The sequence below is a fragment of the Bartonella kosoyi genome, from assembly GCF_003606325.2.
GTDB lineage: Bacteria > Pseudomonadota > Alphaproteobacteria > Rhizobiales > Rhizobiaceae > Bartonella > Bartonella kosoyi.
The window spans coordinates 1,025,562-1,041,978 of sequence record NZ_CP031843.2 but is presented as its reverse complement, the minus strand read 5'-3'; the positions used below and the strand labels follow the sequence as shown (position 1 = coordinate 1,041,978).

11 protein-coding genes and 1 tRNA gene are annotated in these 16,417 nt (G+C 37.3%); 4 read left to right on the top strand and 8 right to left on the bottom strand.

What is annotated here, in order from left to right:
* Positions 1-284 precede the first annotated feature (284 nt).
* From D1093_RS04550 to D1093_RS09915, 6 genes are all read right to left on the bottom strand, one after another.
* Positions 285-1,196, bottom strand: a complete 912-nt coding sequence (locus D1093_RS04550) for a hypothetical protein (RefSeq protein WP_120100930.1) — start codon at positions 1,194-1,196, stop codon at positions 285-287.
* A gap of 88 nt (positions 1,197-1,284) precedes the next feature.
* Complete coding sequence (locus tag D1093_RS04545) at positions 1,285-1,623, bottom strand: hypothetical protein (RefSeq protein WP_120100928.1); 339 nt, start codon at positions 1,621-1,623, stop codon at positions 1,285-1,287.
* Between the two features lie 546 nt (positions 1,624-2,169).
* Positions 2,170-2,246, bottom strand: a tRNA-His gene (locus D1093_RS04540).
* A gap of 152 nt (positions 2,247-2,398) precedes the next feature.
* Entirely contained in the window at positions 2,399-3,481 is a 1,083-nt protein-coding gene (locus D1093_RS04535; RefSeq protein WP_120100927.1) for a quinone-dependent dihydroorotate dehydrogenase, read from the bottom strand.
* Between the two features lie 368 nt (positions 3,482-3,849).
* Positions 3,850-4,944 carry a tyrosine-type recombinase/integrase gene (locus D1093_RS04530; RefSeq protein ID WP_244614033.1) on the bottom strand — a complete coding sequence of 365 codons (1,095 nt, stop codon included), beginning with the start codon at positions 4,942-4,944 and terminating at the stop codon, positions 3,850-3,852.
* 271 nt (positions 4,945-5,215) lie between these two features.
* A complete protein-coding gene (locus D1093_RS09915; RefSeq protein WP_167309085.1) occupies positions 5,216-5,362 on the bottom strand; it encodes a hypothetical protein in 147 nt (48 codons plus the stop codon).
* A 1,148-nt stretch (positions 5,363-6,510) separates the two neighbouring features.
* On the opposite strand from D1093_RS09915, the gene mscL reads away from it, so the two are divergent.
* A complete protein-coding gene (mscL, locus tag D1093_RS04525; protein WP_120100925.1) occupies positions 6,511-6,921 on the top strand; it encodes a large conductance mechanosensitive channel protein MscL in 411 nt (136 codons plus the stop codon).
* Between the two features lie 18 nt (positions 6,922-6,939).
* Here mscL and D1093_RS04520 read toward each other — a convergent pair whose 3' ends face one another.
* Positions 6,940-8,640, bottom strand: coding sequence for a PAS domain-containing sensor histidine kinase (locus D1093_RS04520; RefSeq protein ID WP_120100923.1), 1,701 nt, complete (start codon positions 8,638-8,640; stop codon positions 6,940-6,942).
* Positions 8,641-9,749: 1,109 nt separating this feature from the next.
* Positions 9,750-12,326, bottom strand: coding sequence for a DNA translocase FtsK (locus tag D1093_RS04515; protein ID WP_120102332.1), 2,577 nt, complete (start codon positions 12,324-12,326; stop codon positions 9,750-9,752).
* 464 nt (positions 12,327-12,790) lie between these two features.
* Between D1093_RS04515 and D1093_RS04510 the strand changes: the two genes are divergently transcribed.
* From D1093_RS04510 to rpoH, 3 genes are all read left to right on the top strand, one after another.
* Positions 12,791-14,221, top strand: coding sequence for an aldehyde dehydrogenase family protein (locus D1093_RS04510; RefSeq protein WP_120100921.1), 1,431 nt, complete (start codon positions 12,791-12,793; stop codon positions 14,219-14,221).
* A 30-nt stretch (positions 14,222-14,251) separates the two neighbouring features.
* Positions 14,252-15,256, top strand: a complete 1,005-nt coding sequence (locus tag D1093_RS04505; protein WP_120100920.1) for an RluA family pseudouridine synthase — start codon at positions 14,252-14,254, stop codon at positions 15,254-15,256.
* A 148-nt stretch (positions 15,257-15,404) separates the two neighbouring features.
* Positions 15,405-16,289: an RNA polymerase sigma factor RpoH gene (gene rpoH, locus D1093_RS04500; RefSeq protein WP_120100918.1), complete on the top strand. Its 885-nt coding sequence runs from the start codon at positions 15,405-15,407 to the stop codon at positions 16,287-16,289.
* Positions 16,290-16,417 lie beyond the last annotated feature (128 nt).

The following is a 16,417-nucleotide window of genomic DNA, read 5'->3' as shown; positions in this document are numbered from 1 at the left end:
TTCCCTAAGGCGCCTTGCCCTCCAAAGTATACCAAGATATTATTGCGGGAGAGCCCCCCTGCTAAGGGGTTGATAGTGTACCCCTTAGCAACGCCTTTGCCTTGTTAAAAAGCTAGGTCAAACAACAATTTCACCATTTAGAGCAAGCACAATCCCAATCAGCTTTAGCAATACCCGCGGCTGCGCCACGGACCCCGCCTACTATTGCTCCAGAAACTGCCCCTCTTGGGAGGGTTGCTCTAGGCTTTAGGATAAAACCCAAAGAACTATAGCCTCCTGTCTTCTCACTCAGTTTTCTTTTTAAACGGGTTAATCACACTAAGCTTCACATTCTTTGATTTAATGTAACGCACGTACAGATAATAAACAGCACACAGCAAACAAAGCCACTTTATAACCATTCCATAGTTATCGTCTGTATGAACAAACGCTACATAATAAGAAACAAAGAGGCTAAAAAACAGCTCTGCAAGAACATCAAGAACCAACCAATAATATTTCTTTGTAGTAACAAAGAGAACCATCAAAAATGTCAAAAAAACTTGGCCCGTTAGAATAGCGAAACCAAACACCGCATAATCAAACATTTTTTTCACTGCCTCCCTGTTTGCAAAACCTATCTGTTGATAGATTTCTCGAAGGTCTGATAAAAGCAGTGATGACACAAAAAAGACGCCTATGGCAAACCCACAGCCAATGCAAATGCTTAAATCTAGCACTGACATAGATTTTTCCTTCAAAGCTTTAGCAATTAGGACATAGCGAGCACCCGCTATCATCAACGGAATAATGAAAAGCAGATAAATATAGCTCGAAAGCTGCAGATCAAAAAAATCTAACAGAAGGTCATCACTCATAACAATAAAACCAGCTGCGATGAAAAAAATGGGGCAACTTGCGATAATGGCCAAACTAAAGCGTTTTATATTGTTTACTATATTGGGTATAAATTCAATGCAAAAAGAAAGAAAGAACATAATTATAGCAACATGAGAAGATGTTATCGACACATCGTCTATATACTCAAAATACTCAAAGGCATAAATGAGAGGAGGAACAACCAATGCCGCCACTATGAATGTAACCGTGTTCTCCCTGCCTAACATGCTTTTTCCATTAATAGCAATAGTTTTGAAGAATAGATACATGCCAAACCACAGACAAAAATAAGCGAGCACTAAACCAAACGCGCCCATAGCTCCTCCTGTGCAATATTTCAAACATAAAGGTGGCACCTTTTACAGTACCACCGTTCTAGGCTTTAGGATAACCCAAAGAACTCCATCAAAAGCCCGTCAATATCCCAACACCGTACAAACCACCTGAATTAGCAATAGATTGACCAAAAAACTGTGTGCCACACTGGACAGCAGCCACACCATAACCAGTATAACCGCCTATGGTGTTTCCGAATTGATTGCCTACACTTTGCCCAAAGCTTGCTATGGCCATTGCAGTAACAGGATTACGCGTTACCCATGCTCCTGCGACAAGACCACTCGCAAGGCCAACCTGACCACCATACTTGTTACCAAACGCAGAACCAGAGTTATATTTGCTACTAAAATTATCGGCACTGCAATAATCGTACGAACCACTTGAATGTGAACTTGAACTTCCCATTTATTTCATACAATTTAGTGTATAAATAAATTCCCTCAAGGTTACTTATGTCCCCGCGCCAGAATGGCTTACCCATAATCAACCACCGAAACACCCCCTGGAGATATGAATGCACTTTCATGTAAGTTCATATTTATAATATATAGTTGATAAAATAAAGGAAATTGTGTCGAAAATATGTCAGATATTAGCAAATTTATGCTTACTTATTTCATGTATTTAAACTTAATAATTTATATTATGGGCAATAATAATGAAATTCAAATAAGATTCTCTTGGTTTACAAAATATACTAAAAGTATATAAATATACTGATAGAGATATTTATTGTTGTAATTGCAATCAGAATCATAGATTTGCTTAACCCATTTATATTTTAAGCGATTATTGATCGTATCATTCTGTTTTTGGCAAAATTTGAGAAAAATCATCCGCGCTCGGTCTCTGCTTCGTGACGGCTCACACGCAAAAAAGGCCGCCAAGCGTGGCTTTTAACTGCCTCACAAAACGCCAAAAATAAGAATTAGAAAAGCTGGAAAAGATAAATGGTACGGTTGGTGGGATTTGAACCTACGACCTCTGGTGCCACAAACCAGCGCTCTAACCAACTGAGCTACAACCGCATAAAAAGTAAATCTATCATAACTGTTCACGATTTTGTAAACATTTATTCTTCGCTTATGTGACATAAGGAAGATCAACAAAGTTTGCAAGCCCCTTAAAAAAAATCTTGCAATTTTTTGTGAAGAAAAAATGTTTTTTACAAAGAAAATTTTTACAAGGGAAATTTTGCCCAATGCTCAAGATTATGATCACGATAGTCTTTTATGTTATCGACACCATCTTGTTGCATCATCTGCAAAATCTCTTTCAGAATAGTTATGACAAGATTTGGACCTTCATAAACCATCCCACTATATAATTGAATTAAATCTGCACCTGCTTTTACTTTTTCCAAAGCGGTTTGTGCATCCTTTACACCGCCAACGCCGATAATTGCAATCTCCTTCCCTAACTTTTGACGCATTTTTGCAAGCACAATCGTAGAACGCTCAAAAAGTGGACGTCCAGAAAGCCCTCCCTCTTCATTGCTGAAAGGACTATTGGTAAGACCTTGACGTGAAAGAGTTGTATTGGAAACAATGAGTCCATCAAAATCAGAAAGTTTTATTTCTTCAGCAATATCATCCAATTCTTTCTCTGATAAATCTGGAGCAATTTTTAAAAAAAGGGGAAGCGAGAATCCATGCTTTTTCTCTTGCTCCTTTCGCGCTTTTGAGATGGCATTCAACAAAAGATGCAAACTATCACGAGCCTGTAAATCCCGTAAACCTGGTGTATTAGGAGAAGAAATATTAACCGTAAAATAATCCGCAACATCATAAAAATGAGCAATGCCAACAGTATAATCGTCAATCTTATCAACTGTATCCTTATTGGCTCCAATGTTAACTCCTACAACACCCGTTTTTTTACATGCCCGCAGTCTGTTGTAAACAACTTGATGCCCATCATTATTAAAACCCATTCTATTAATAATTGCTTCATCTTCTTTTAAACGAAAAAGCCGTGGTTTAGGATTTCCAATCTGAGGCTTTGGTGTCACTGTTCCAATTTCAGTAAAACCAAATCCTAAACGAAAAATTTCATCAACAACCTCTGCATTTTTATCAAACCCCGCTGCAAGACCAATAAAATTTTGAAACTCAAGCCCTGCAATCGTTACATACAATTGCTTATCGACAACCTTTTGACAACCGTTTAAGCCACTTTTCAATCCAACAATCGCTAAGCGGTGCGCATGCTCTGGATCTAACATAAATAAAGCAGAACGGCCAATACAACGAAAAAAACTCATCAATCCTTCTCCACAACACAAAAATGATCCATCACACCTCACATATACCTTTTAACACAAAAGATCGCCAAGAGAGCATATTATTCAAATAATATCTCCCCTTCTATTAAGAATAGTTCATCACGTCATCATCATTCGCGTGGATATTTATGAACCCTGAATAGAAAAAAAATTATTCTTAAAAAAACATTTCTCTCTTTCACACTTGTTCAGTTAGCTAAATATGTCTCTAAATCCTAAATCTTATAAAATGCCTGTATGAATTGAGACATCAACGCCCCTTCGCCAAACCATGGTCTTATCTCTTGCAAGCAAATTCATAATGTCTTTAAAAAGGCAAGAAAATTATCTCTATTTCCAAGGTTCTTTTATGTCATTAAAGTTTCTTTGTGTAATGTTGTGTCCATATAGACACGGCGCTGTTCTAAATAATCAGTACGACGATAGGCACGCTCTACTTGTCCTCCTACCGTATGACTTAGAATAGTTTCAGCAACCTCATAGGGGGCATCGGTTGTTTCAGCAAGCCAATCGCGTAAACTAGAGCGAAAGCCATGGCGGCAGGCGTTTAGTCCAGTCTGTTGCATATATTGAGCCATACAATTTGCAGCAAGGGGACCGCGACCTTTAGCAGAAAAAAGGAAACCATTGCGAGACAAAGGACGCGCTTCTTTAATCACTTCTAATGCTTCTGATGATAGAGGCACACGAAATTCTGTTGTAGCATCACGTCTACCTTTCATACCTTCAGCGGGTATGGTCCAGGTATCATCTTCAATTTGATCTTCACGAATATGACGCAAAGGATTGGTACGAACCCCTGTAAGGATAAGCAAGCGCAATGCCAAATGTGTCATCGTTGTTTTTTGGCAAAGCATTTTATAAAAAGCTGGCACATCTTTCCAATCCATTGCTGGTCTATTCGTGATCTTATGGCGTTGTTTACCTAATAAAGCTTGTGCTTTTTCTGTTGCTTGTAAATCAACATTCAATCCTAATGCAGCCGCATGTTTGAGACAAAGATTAAGACGGGTAAGAGCTCTATTAGCTGTTGCAGCTTTTGTATGCCAGATAGGAGCGAGGGTATTGCGTATCTCTGTTTGTGTAATCTCTGAAACGGGTAAACAGCCTAATTTAGGGAGAATATGAAGTTGTAAAGGCGAAAACCAACGCCCATTTTTCCCATCATTCTTTAGTTCTGCTTTACGACTTTCAAAAGCATCTACAGCAATATCTTTTAAGTAATGAAGATTGCTTATTGCCTCACGCTTTTGTTTATCGCGTTCTTTAATAGGGTCACAACCTTCACGAAGAACAGAACGCCACCCAGTTGCCAATTCACGGGCTTGTTTTAAAGAGACATCTCTCAAGGCACCCAATCCCATTTCACGACGGCGCCCGTGAAGGGTATACCGTAAAAAAATCCATTGAGCACCTCCATCTTTACGCTTATGGAGAAGCAAGCCAGCACCATCACACTATTTGCCTGCTCCCAATGTTGCGACAGATCTTGCATTAAGACGGTTCATAAGAGCCATTTTTAGTCCTTTCTTATACAAATTTTATCCACACATTCATCCCACTTGTTATGTGCAAATGAGTGGTTTTGATTGAAGTAATATAAACTGATTTAAAATGAGACAATCTTACGTTATTCGGGACTCTCATTCAATATAAATAACGCTAGATTATCATTATAAATCAATTTGTTATACAACAAAAACAAAGCTTTCTCTATAAAGCTGTTTTCCTCATAAATTTATAGAATACACGGTTCGTAAAAGCATCTACACTCATGCCATTGGTATGCCATTTAGCAGCATGGTATTCAGCCGTTTGTAATGTATTAATAAAATCTTGAAGAATCTGCGCTGTTACCATTGCTGATGCACTAAATACGGTTTTACATCTATTATAGGTCCTCTGTCTAACACACAGCTGAAGTGATAAAAGCTGATCATTAAACGCACACTTATCATACCAGAGATTTGCAAACCCTATAGTTCTGCTCTCTATAAACTAATACAATCTTCCAACTGATGAAAACGTTGTTCCAATAGAAGACATACCCCTCATATAAAATAGACAGAACGCTATTAGGTTGCTAATTCACGTGCTTTCTTTAAAGAAACATTTCTAAATTCTCTTCAGCACATTCCAGGACGCAACCTGTATGATATAATTATAAATCACTGAGCACAACTATCTTTACACTTGGCACAACAAGCCGGCAATCTCACACTTTGCTCGTTCCCAATAGCGTTTTTACAGCTCTTGGCACTTGAGACAATTCATAAGAGGCATTTAATTCTTTCTCTAGAATTTTTCATCAACACACCAACCTCGTTTATGACATTTAAGTACGTGATTTTATTTGATTCAATATGGGAGAGACTATGAGGGGAGAATTTTACGATATTCGGCGTTATGATTCAAGTTAAAAAGGATAACTTATCATTATAAATCAATGTATTGTATTCTATTAAAATTATGATCACTTTCAACCTCTGCAACACAATACAAATAGCTTTTAGTCTAGATAATCTTGCATCCCTAATTGCTCTACCGATTGCTGAATTAAGAGGAACTATCTGGCACTATAAATTTTATTCTGGCCTTATCTATCCATTTCTCCCATCAGTACTGAAATATAATTTTTATTCTCAATTCTCTTTTTATGCCAAATATAATACTTCATTCGAAAAAGTTCCTGATATATCAACTCTCAAAACTTCTAACTTTGTGGTACTGTGTAAAATTTTCTTTTTTAAATGTTATCATAAAGATGCGAGAAAATGATATAACTTTTCGTTGGAAAAAGCAGATACAGTTTTTATCAAAAAAGCTGTTCTCTACGAAATATATACATTCAAATAGACTCCATAGAGCCCTTTATTAAGCCTCATAAAATTCTTGGAAAATAATATTAATGTTGTAGTATAGTCCTAAAAGTAAAATCTGCCCTTTCCTTTTTCATCAAAAGCGGTAAGTAGATTACCGTATATCGCTTACATAAAGGGGAAACCGCAATGCTGAAAGAATTCAAAGAATTTGCCCTAAAAGGTAATATGATTGATCTTGCTATTGGTGTGATTATTGGGGGCGCTTTTGGTAGCTTAGTCAACTCAATTGTCAATGATATTTTTATGCCAATCATTGGACTTATTACAGGTGGAATTGACTTTTCTAATATGTTTATTCAACTTGCTGGAGAAAAACAAGCGACATTGAGTGCCGCCAAAGCAGCTGGAGCAACCATTAGCTATGGGCACTTTATCACTTTACTTATTAATTTCCTCATTATTGCTTGGGTTCTTTTTTTCTTCGTTAAAGCTATGAATAAAATACGTAGAAAAGAAGAAGGAGAAAGCTCCAATAAAATCTCTTCAGAAGAACAACTTCTAAAAGAAATTAGAGATCTCTTGGCTAAGAAAAAGTAAATTTATGTACGATTTACATCATGGAACATGAGGAAAAAACATTTCCACAGTCGTTCCATGATTGGGTTTTGAGAATAATAAAAATTCTCCCCCACTTTCTTCCACCATTGCCTTACACATTGGGAGTCCTAAGCCTGTTCCCATAAAAACACTGTCACCAGATCGACCATCTTTTCGCTCTACTTGACCATAAGGTTGTAGGGCCTGTACAGTCTCCTCTTCGCTCATTCCTATACCATTATCACTCACTGAAATTTTTACGCGTTCTTTTCTATAAGAAACATGAACAATAATCTGACCACCCAGAGGTGTAAAACGAATGGCGTTGGAAAGAAGATTCCATATAATCTGGCGAAACATTTGTTGTGATACAGGAATAAATGGAACATGCGGTGGAGCAACAATGCGCATGATAATGCCATTATGATTGGCTTCTGTTTCAAGAAAAGCTATCGTCGCACGTAAACAAGATATCACATCAAATGTTTCAGAAATAAGGGAAGAATCAATCTGATTATTAGAACCAGAGTAATTGATCTTCGAACATTCTAGTAATTGATTAATGAGTGATAATATATGTTTTCCAGAGGAAATAATATCGCGCAAATATCCATGATAACGTTCATTGTCTATCGAACCAAAACGCCCCTCTCTCATAATTTCTGCAAAACCAATAAGAGCATTCAAAGGTGTTCGTATTTCATGAACAACTCCAATGATTTTATTCTCTTCTGCTTTTTTTTCTTCTGATAGAGCTGTTCTTGTCATATCATGCAACATAACAGCATAATTGCCTTGCTGTGCCAAAAATACAATCGTTATAAAAACGGTTCTATTTTTATGACTTTTCGTCATTAAATCAGCTGTTTCATTGCACTTTAAAACCTGATTTTTGCCCTTCATACGGATTAATTTAAAGTATTTTTCAACCAAAAAGCGGCTTTGCAAAGTAAAGAATGAACAGAGTGGCTGTCCCCGTAGTTCATTGATTTCATAACCCATTAATGTTAAAGCAGCCTTACTTGCCGATTGAATAAAGCCCTGTTCATCTAACCATAAAACACCATCTGTTGCTGTCTCCAACAATGATAAAACTGCAGCGGGTTCTTTTATGAGCACTTGTTCTATAGTATTTACTGGCAATGTTTGTGGATGTGATAACTGAATAGCTGTTTCTTCAACAAAATTCTCTTCTTTTCCCGATGAATTCAATTCATCACGCAATTTCTCTGCTATCTCACGAAAAGCTGAGCGCTCTACCTCCGTAAGACACGACATTTCTTTCTCCAGCTTTTCGTCTCTTTTTTTTTGAACTCTTTCTTGTATTTTTAAAACACCAAAGCCACGAAACCCCTTAAGTTGTTTTTTAACATCAAAAATTGGTAAAGCGGACAATTCAACATCAAGCCATAGTGAACAACCATCAACAGGCCATTGAACAATCTCTTTACTCCATGGCATAGCTGCTTCAATAAAACGACTGAGAACCTGATATCGATCATCCTTAAATTGATGGGCAAGCTCATGAAAACTACATCCTAGAATAGAGGAAGAGAGAGGACCAACAACTTCAGCTAACTCTTTTGAAACTTCACAAAATAAACCATTGTGATCGATTTTCCATGTAAAAGGTCGAGGCAAAAGCTCTGGTATAAAACAAAAAGCTTCTTGCTTACATTCTAATTCACTTGTACTTAACTCATCTGCTTTTAATGACATAACTAAAACTAAAAAAGTGTTGGATTAACTCTCAAACGAATAATGCTCATTTATTTAAAAAATACCTACTCTCATTAAAATAACTGGATATCTCATTATCAATTATCTGTAGCAAAATTTTGACTGTTTCACCAATAAAACAAGAGTAAAAAGAATCTCACAACACTGTTACTTATTCACCTATTATTGTAATAAAGCTTGTTACAAAGAAAAATGCTCCTCACATAAAATAGTCCTCCCAAAAGAATATACTTGCGCATTCATACACTTGTCTTATCTTAAAGAGACATCTTGTTCTAAGCTTATTTTATGGCAGTATCAGTAAATCTTGTAATGTAAAGCCCCCCATCAAGGATATCAAGGGATTATGCTTTATCTTTTTATCCTTCTAAAAGAACTCGCTTGCACTATTATTATACTCGTCTAGTCCATAATATACCCGATGGTTCTTATGTTTGAAAATGTTCATTAAAAGGTATTTTTATTCCTTTTAAATATTTTGTACCCTCCGCCGCTTCTACTATGATGGACAAAAAACAGTTTTGATTGTTTCAATGTAAACAGATTTGAGACGAGAAAATTTTATGATACTTGAAACTTTTATTCAATAGGAATAAAGATAAATTATTATTACAATTCAATATATTATATTATAAAAATCCAAAATTAAAAATTTCTTTTTTCAAATAAAATTCCTCGTAAAAACACCTTATCAAGCGTCAAGAATATCAAATGATCATAAATTCAGCGTAGCATTTAAAAGCACCCCAGATCTTTGGGTACTCTTCCTATGATTCTTTCCAGAATACCGCAAAGACCTTTTTTATCAAAACCGCTATAGAAAAAACAAAAAAAATCATCCGTTCTCCTATAAAGATTTATTTCATTTCCTTATATTCAAGCCCCTCTAGAAATGTTAAAAACATCTCCGCCCTTTTGTATCAGTCTATTCTCTCCATAAGCAGTTTAAAGGTTGCTTTATGACTCTCCACTCAATTTTTTAATAGGGCTCTCAAAAAAGTAAAACATGTATTCGTTCTTTAAATAATAACTGTCAGATATTTTAAAAATCGCATATTTTCAAATATGCTGTTTTAAAATATGCTCGTTTATTTTCCTTCAGTGAGTAAAATCTCACGTTTTCCAACGTGATTAGCAGCTCCCACAATGCCTTTTTCTTCCATACGCTCAACAAGCGAAGCTGCTTTATTATAGCCGATTGAAAGACGGCGCTGGATATAAGATGTTGAACATTTTTTATCACGCATAACAATCTTTACAGCTTGATTATAAAGCCTCTCACTCTCTTCATCAAAATTTTCTTCCTCAGAAACTTCAGCCGTTGAATCAGCAGCAATATCCTCATTGTTTTCGTCTTCATTATCTGTAACCGTTGCTAAATAATCAGGTTTTCCTTGCATTTTAAGATGTGCAACGACGGATTCAACTTCTTCATCAGAGACAAAAGGGCCATGAACGCGCACAATGCGCCCCCCACCTGCCATATGAAGCATATCTCCTTGACCTAAAAGCGTTTCAGCACCTTGTTCACCTAAAATCGTACGACTATCAATTTTTGATGTGACCTGAAAAGAAATGCGGGTAGGAAAGTTTGCTTTAATTGTCCCCGTAATAACATCAACAGAAGGACGCTGCGTTGCCATAATAAGATGAATACCTGCCGCACGCGCCATTTGCGCTAAACGCTGAATGGCATTCTCAATTTCTTTCCCTGCCACCATCATGAGATCAGCCATCTCATCAACAATCACGACGATATAAGGAAGTTGTGTGAGATCCATGGCTTCTTCATGATAAAGCATTTCCCCTGTTTCTTTATCAAAACCCGACTGCACAGTACACATGATCGTTTCGCCTTTTTGAGCCGCAAGTGTAACGCGTGCATTAAAACCATCAATATTACGCACACCTAATTTCGCCATTTTGCGATAACGCTCTTCCATTTCACGAACTGCCCATTTTAAAGCAGTTACCGCTTTTTTAGGATCTGTTACCACCGGTGTTAAAAGATGTGGAATGCCATCATAAACGGAAAGCTCTAACATTTTAGGATCGACCATGATCAAACGACACTGCTGTGGCGTCATCCGATAAAGAATCGACAAAATCATTGTATTAATTGCAACAGATTTTCCTGATCCTGTTGTTCCTGCAACCAATAAATGAGGCATTTTTGCTAATTCTGCAATAACAGGTTCACCATTAATCCCTTTCCCCAAAGCAAGAGCAAGCTTAAATTCACTTTCACGAAAAGAACGGGTTTGGATTAATTCCCGTAAATAAACAGTTTCACGAACCGCATTAGGCAACTCAATCCCAATAACATTGCGTCCAGGAATGACAGCAACGCGTGTGGAAATAGCAGACATAGAACGTGCAATATCATCAGAAAGATTAATAACACGCGATGACTTTACACCCGCAGCGGGCTCAAATTCATACATTGTTACCACGGGTCCTGGATGAACATGGATAACTTCACCCTTAATGCCAAAATCTTCTAAAACATTTTCCAAAAGTCCAGCACCACGTTCTAATGTTTCCTGAGAAATCATCGTCCCTTCATGAAAAACAGGTTTCTGTAATAAACTAATCGGAGGCAATTCATAAACATCACAGTCAATAGATTGAATATTTTTCATAAAAGAAGAATTACGATTGCCTAAGGGTGCGCCGGTAGATCGCAATGTTTTCGTTTTACCGTTTGCTTGCATCACAGATAACTCTTTTGAATTCTTTGTGACATCCTTTGTTATACACTCGATAGTTTTATGGGCGACAGTATTATGAGTTTCTTCAGTCTCTATAGCATCCCTAGTGTCACTTAGCACTTCAGTATCATTTAACATATGAGCAGAATTTTCAACAGAAAGCTTAGAATGACATTCTGTAGAATCCTTCATAGGATCATTATTCGTATTCATTAAATCAGAAATTTGCTCAACGCCTCTCATCCTTTCCGTTGGAGAGTCTGATATCATTGAATCATAGAGTTGTGGAAAACGGTATTCAAGCACACGGTAAAGAGCTGTTATTGACTCATCAAAAACAGAAGGAACATCAGGTATCCTTTCATTTGTCGTATCAATCGGTGTGCCATCCTCTTTTGAAGTTTGAGTATCCAAAGGTTCAAATATCAAAGATCCACACTCAAAAAATGCATCATCGGAAAGGTGCAAAGCAGGCTTTATTTTTTGTAGCTCATTTTTCACGTGTAATTCATACTCTTGTTTATCTTCCTCAAGGAGAATATTGGCTGATGGTATGCTAATCGTTTGCTGTGACAACTGCTTTAAAACCGTTGAATGACAAACTGAGGTTTTATTCTCTATTGATTGGGGATTAATGACTTTTTCTGTCGATGGAATATTTGTTGTTTTCTTTTTAGAATGCACAACATCTGTAATTTTTTTTCGATCTTGCTTCGTAAAAATTTTAAACTGTTTTGCAAAAACTGGATCTGTTTCTATACGACGACGTAAAATCTCAACTTCTGGGGTTCGTGTAAAGCGGACATTTTTTCCCAGGGTAAATGCCTTTTTCCACACTTCCGGATAAGGAAATATCTCTGTAATCTTAATAGATAAATCTTCTCTTGATGCACCTTTCGTACCATCATCAGACAAAGAAGACGTAGAAATAGATTTTGTTTTTGAATTATGCATGGGCACCCAACAAATTTATAGCAATGAGAAAAATAACCTTTTCAAAAAGAATTTATAGAAGCTATCATATGAAGGTTAATAACCTTTTGCTGATGGTTACTTTTTAATGAAAAAAAATGATGACCAAATGCATAATATTTTCTTTTAAAGTTTATGACAGAAATTGCTAAGGCTTATAGTTTCTGATCGCACCTATTCCATTTATTTTGAAGAAAACTTCATGATAAAGAGCGTCAAGAAAGTTGTCTATACCTCTCTTCCTCTCCCATTTTATAAAAACGATGTGCCCCAATAATACAAACAGTTATAGAAGCATTGCTCTTTTAACACTCCATATTTGATGATCATAACACAATCTCATTTCTCGCGTTTTTATAAGATTATCCTTGTTATCTTCGTTTAAAAAGGCTTAGACTAGGATAATCATAATTACATAAACATAAATAGAAAAAAGGGAGTAAATTATGTTTAATAAGCGGAAATTTTATATCAATGGTCTATGGGATGATCCAAGTACGCCTCACGATTTTGACGTCATTAATCCATCAACAGAAGAAGCTTGTGCTGTCATTAGCCTTGGAAGCACAAAAGACGCTGATAAAGCAATTAATGCAGCAAAAGAAGCTTTTCCAAAATGGAAAACCACTTCACCAAAAGAACGTCTTGGATTCGTTGAAAAAATTTTAGAGATCTATGAAAAACGTTCCAAAGACATGGCTAAAACCATTTCAATGGAAATGGGAGCACCGATTGATATGGCGTTTAATGCGCAAACCGCAGCCGGTGGTTCCCACATTCGCGATTTTATCGAAGCTTATAAAGAGTTTTCGTTCCAAGAAACTTTAATAAAGGGAAATGAGCAAGCAATCCTTCACTACGACCCTATCGGCGTCGTAGGATTAATTACGCCATGGAATTGGCCCATGAATCAAGTAACTCTTAAAGTTATCCCAGCTCTCTTGGCGGGCTGTACCATGGTGCTAAAACCCTCTGAAATTGCGCCTCTTTCTGCTATGCTTTTTGCTGAATTTTTAGATGAAGCCGCCCTTCCTGCCGGTGTTTTTAATTTAATTAATGGGGATGGTGCAACTGTTGGCTCTTACCTTTCCGCGCATCCAGATCTAGAAATGATCAGCTTTACTGGTTCAACTAGAGCAGGAAAAGATATTTCTAAAAATGCCAGTGCTACTTTAAAAAGAGTTTGTCTGGAACTTGGAGGAAAAGGCGCAAATATTATCTTTGCTGATGCCGATTCAGATGCTATCCAGCGGGGTGTGCGACATTGCTTTTATAATAGTGGACAAAGTTGTAATGCACCGACTCGTATGCTTGTGGAACAGAACATCTATGACAAAGCCATTAAAATAGCCAAAGATATTGCAGAAACGACAAAAGTAGGACCAAACTGTCAAGAAGGTAATCATATTGGACCTGTTGTTTCAAAAAAACAATATGACAAAATTCAAGATCTTATCCAATCGGGCATTGATGAAGGGGCAACTCTTGTTGCAGGGGGAACCGGTTTGCCTATAGGGATGGAACGCGGTTATTATGTCCGTCCTACAGTCTTTGCGGATGTAAAACCTCATATGCGTATTTTCAAAGAAGAAATCTTTGGTCCAATTCTCTCAATTCTTTCCTTTAGGACAGAAGAAGAAGCTATCGCTTTAGCAAATGATACTGAGTATGGTCTTACAAACTATATTCAATCGCAAGATCGCGACAAATGTCGTCGTATTGCGGCACAAGTACGCTCTGGTATGGTAGAAGTTAACGGACACGGATTACCTGATGGGAGCTACTTTGGAGGTGTAAAATTCTCTGGGCGCGCTCGTGAAGGGGGACATTGGGGAATTAAAGAATTTCTCGATAGCAAAGCAATTTCATACTGGTAAAAATCTTATTAAAAACTTAATAGGAATCGTATGGTTATACAGAAAATAACGGATGAAGGTGCTCTTGGACAACGTCTTGATCAGTGGCTTGCAAAACAATATCATGATGTGCTCTCACGTTCGCGTTTGCAAACCCTCATCCGTGAAGGCTGCCTTAAAATTGATGGTCAATTCATAAAGGAACCAAAAACAAAATTAAAACCTAACCAAATAATTGAATTGGCAATGCCTGACCTTCGTGACGCAGAACCTAGCGCTGAAGCCATTGCATTGGACATCCTTTTTGAAGATGATCATGTCATTGTTATTAATAAACCAGCGGGTCTTGTTGTTCATCCTGGCAATGGTAATTGGACTGGTACGTTGGTTAATGCCCTTATTTACCACTGTGGAAATAGTTTGTCTGGTATCGGTGGTGTTAAACGCCCGGGCATTGTCCATCGCCTTGATAAAAATACAAGCGGTGTTATGGTCGTTGCAAAAAATGATCTGGCTCACAAAAGCCTCAGTGCTCAATTTTCTGATCATGGACGAACCTGTGCATTAGATCGACGTTATCACGCTTTGATTTGGGGGATACCTCACCGCAATGTCTGGACAATTGATGCATCGCTTGGCCGTTCACCCCATAACCGAACAAAGCAAGCTGTCGTCCATAACAAAAATCCTCATGCTCGTCATGCTGTTACACATTTTTCACTGCTTGAAAAATATGGTACTCGCGAAGACTCAACCTCTTTTGCTAGTCTTCTGGAATGTCGTCTGGAAACCGGACGTACCCATCAAATCCGTGTTCATATGGCACATATCGGACATCCACTCGTCGGTGATACGGTTTATGGAAATGCTTTTAAAACAAAATCAAACACTCTTAATCCCACTCTTAAAAATGCAATCGATCAATTCAACCGACAAGCACTCCATGCCGCAAGTCTTACTTTTGAACATCCTTCTATCGGTAAAGTTATGTCGTTTTTCGCACCGATACCTCAAGATATGGCTAAACTTATTAAGCACTTTAAAAAAATGAATTGAAACTTTTCTCCGTCTCAAGATTTCAGAATAAAATATCTTTTTTTGAACAAAATTGAAAAATATGCTAGAGTGAAGTTACAAGGATAGTTGGCTATCTTAAATGTAGAATTTGCCTTATTAGGGAATTCAGATAAAAGGAGGGTGCTATATGGCCCATATGAATTTGTTATCAGTAATCACAGGTGATGGCGGATTAAACCGTTACTTAGAGGAAGTGCGCCGTTTTCCAATGCTTGAACCAAAAGAAGAGTATATGCTCGCTCAGCGTTATCGTGAGCATAATGATCTAAAAGCTGCACATAGGTTAGTTACCAGTCATTTGCGTCTCGTCGCTAAAATCGCAATGGGATATCGTGGTTATGGACTACCCATTGGAGAGGTCATTTCAGAAGGTAATATCGGACTTATGCAAGCTGTTAAACGTTTTGAGCCAGAACGTGGCTTTCGTTTAGCGACCTATGCAATCTGGTGGATTAAAGCATCAATCCAAGAATATGTATTACGGTCTTGGAGTTTGGTGAAAATGGGGACAACAGCCAATCAAAAGCGCTTGTTTTTCAATCTTCGTAAGTTAAAAAATAAACTTCAAGCATTTGATAGTGGCGATCTTGATACAGAACAAGTAAAGGAAATTGCAACCCAGTTGAATGTCACAGAAGATGAAGTTATATCAATGAATCGCCGACTTGGTGGTGATACTTCACTCAACGCCCCCCTTCGTACAAAAGAAGGAAAAAACAGCGAATTGCAAGATTGGTTGGTGGATGAATCGAACAATCAAGAACAAATTTTAATTGAAAAAAGTGAATTAGAAAATCGTCGTTCCATGCTTATCAATGCCATGAGCAATCTCAATGACCGGGAAAAGCGTATATTCAAAGCACGTCGTTTAAACGATATACCGTTAACGCTAGAAGAGCTCTCTGGTGAATTTAATATTAGTCGAGAGCGAGTGCGACAGATTGAAATGCGTGCATTTGAAAAAGTACAAAACTCTATCAGAGATTCTGCTTTATCTCAAAGTCAAGTGTAAGACTTTAAAAATTAGGTATAAAGCCAATAGCGTGTACTTTCTTAAATTGGAAATGAGAAAGGCGTCTGTCTATTGGCTTTGTGTTTATCAATGAACCTCTTAAACTCTTTGAGTTATTAATATGTGCA

Bases quoted from the DNA above. Each gene is read 5' to 3' on its own strand.
- D1093_RS04550 (WP_120100930.1), bottom strand. From the start codon at position 1,196: ATGGGCGCGTTTGGTTTAGTGCTCGCTTATTTTTGTCTGTGGTTTGGC.
- D1093_RS04545 (WP_120100928.1), bottom strand. From the start codon at position 1,623: ATGGGAAGTTCAAGTTCACATTCAAGTGGTTCGTACGATTATTGCAGT.
- D1093_RS04535 (WP_120100927.1), bottom strand. From the start codon at position 3,481: ATGAGTTTTTTTCGTTGTATTGGCCGTTCTGCTTTATTTATGTTAGAT.
- D1093_RS09915 (WP_167309085.1), bottom strand. From the start codon at position 5,362: ATGGTAACAGCGCAGATTCTTCAAGATTTTATTAATACATTACAAACG.
- mscL (WP_120100925.1), top strand. From the start codon at position 6,511: ATGCTGAAAGAATTCAAAGAATTTGCCCTAAAAGGTAATATGATTGAT.
- D1093_RS04520 (WP_120100923.1), bottom strand. From the start codon at position 8,640: ATGTCATTAAAAGCAGATGAGTTAAGTACAAGTGAATTAGAATGTAAG.
- D1093_RS04515 (WP_120102332.1), bottom strand. From the start codon at position 12,326: ATGCATAATTCAAAAACAAAATCTATTTCTACGTCTTCTTTGTCTGAT.
- D1093_RS04510 (WP_120100921.1), top strand. From the start codon at position 12,791: ATGTTTAATAAGCGGAAATTTTATATCAATGGTCTATGGGATGATCCA.
- D1093_RS04505 (WP_120100920.1), top strand. From the start codon at position 14,252: ATGGTTATACAGAAAATAACGGATGAAGGTGCTCTTGGACAACGTCTT.
- rpoH (WP_120100918.1), top strand. From the start codon at position 15,405: ATGGCCCATATGAATTTGTTATCAGTAATCACAGGTGATGGCGGATTA.